The organism is Acidobacterium sp. S8 (assembly GCF_009765985.1).
Taxonomy (GTDB): domain Bacteria; phylum Acidobacteriota; class Terriglobia; order Terriglobales; family Acidobacteriaceae; genus Alloacidobacterium.
This window is the reverse complement of the sequence record NZ_LMUM01000026.1, coordinates 214,191-215,598: the sequence shown is the minus strand read 5'-3', so window position 1 is coordinate 215,598 and position 1,408 is coordinate 214,191. Positions and strand designations below refer to the sequence as shown.

General features: G+C 52.1%; 2 protein-coding genes. Both read right to left on the bottom strand.

Annotated elements, in window-relative coordinates; genetic code table 11:
- Positions 1-232: 232 nt before the first annotated feature.
- Entirely contained in the window at positions 233-328 is a 96-nt protein-coding gene (locus tag GSQ86_RS23435; RefSeq protein WP_254062289.1) for a PQQ-dependent sugar dehydrogenase, read from the bottom strand.
- A gap of 326 nt (positions 329-654) precedes the next feature.
- Positions 655-1,408, bottom strand: a 754-nt coding sequence (locus tag GSQ86_RS23065) for a GGDEF domain-containing protein (protein WP_216841097.1), incomplete at its 5' end; no start/stop codon positions are given.

The following is a 1,408-nucleotide window of genomic DNA, read 5'->3' as shown; positions in this document are numbered from 1 at the left end:
TTGAAATAGCCACCCAATTTCGAATCCACCGACCCACCCTTGACCAATTGCTTGTTCGTTGCCGAACGCTGGCAAAGCCGACTCGTTCCGCTGCGGGAACATAGTGCCTTGGTATAGGTGAGGTTTTTCGGTGCGATGACGGGGGCCCAGTCGATGATTGGCTTGTAGGTCAGAATGCGTGTCCGGCTTGGATGGGAACGCCGTTGTAGTTGTCTGCATAGAAGACCAGCGGCTAGGCATAGTTCTTGCCGGGCTTGATCAGGTTCAGATCATCGCCGCCACGTTGGCCACGCTTGAGTTCCCAGAGCCGGCTCAAAGGCCAGAACATTCACCCTAGGCCAAGCATCTATTAACTACACTGTGTGATTCATTTCTGAAAATGTCGAAGGATTAGGCAATCGGAGCTGCCTGAAAACGGGTTTTGGGAAACTCGTCTGACATGCTGGCCTGGGTGACGAAACAATTTACCGAAATCCTGACTTCGCAGGACTCTGGTTCCAATCGCCTTGGGTGGCCGCTATGTCCAATCTGCAGGTTTCAAGTAGGTATGCTGCTCATACAAGGATTCGAGGAGCCAACGTTTTTGAAGAAAGGTCTCCACCAGAATCGCTGCTTTTGCAGGCCTCGGTGAGCGATCGATTGCAAACAGTCGATCTATGAGCGTACGCAATTCCGGCCTTCCCTCTTCGCTTGATAGAGCGCTTTGTCTGCCGCTTCCAGCAAGTGCTGTCGCTCTTCTTCGACAGATGTAGGAGAAGCAGTTGCGACTCCACAGCATACCGTGACCAGTCTGGAGCCCAGAGCCTGTGGGGTAGACAACCCAAGTGACGAGATGTTCGACTCTTCGACATGTTGTCTCAAGCGTTCCGCGATCTGAACTGCAGCAGTATTCGTTGTCGATGGAAGGAGCACGACAAATTCATCTCCTCCTAAACGTGCAGCGAAGTCGCTTTTCATTCGTAGAGATGCTGTGATCAGCTGCGCGATACGCTGAAGGACCAGGTCGCCGTATCCGTGACCATATTCATCGTTGGCGACTTTGAAACCATCGAGGTCTACCATGATCATTGACAGGGCGGCGCTCTCCCTGGCAGCCGTTTTCCAATCCTGCTCAAATCGCGTCTCAAACGATAGTCGGTTTGGAAGACCGGTTAGAGTGTCCTCTTCGGCAATATGGGTCAACGTTCGATTCGAATCGCGAAGATCTTCCGCGAGCATCTCTCCTCTCAAGTAGAGCAGGTAGTTTAGACGCTCTTCTCGGTTTGAACTGTAATTAGCTATCACCGCGGAACCAGCGATACCCAGGATCAGGCAAAATCCGAATAGCTTCTGATCGTGAGAAAGAAGCCTATCCGTTGTTAGAAATGTAATATCCCCGGCGAGCATGGTTCCCGTGGCCGCCAAGGCA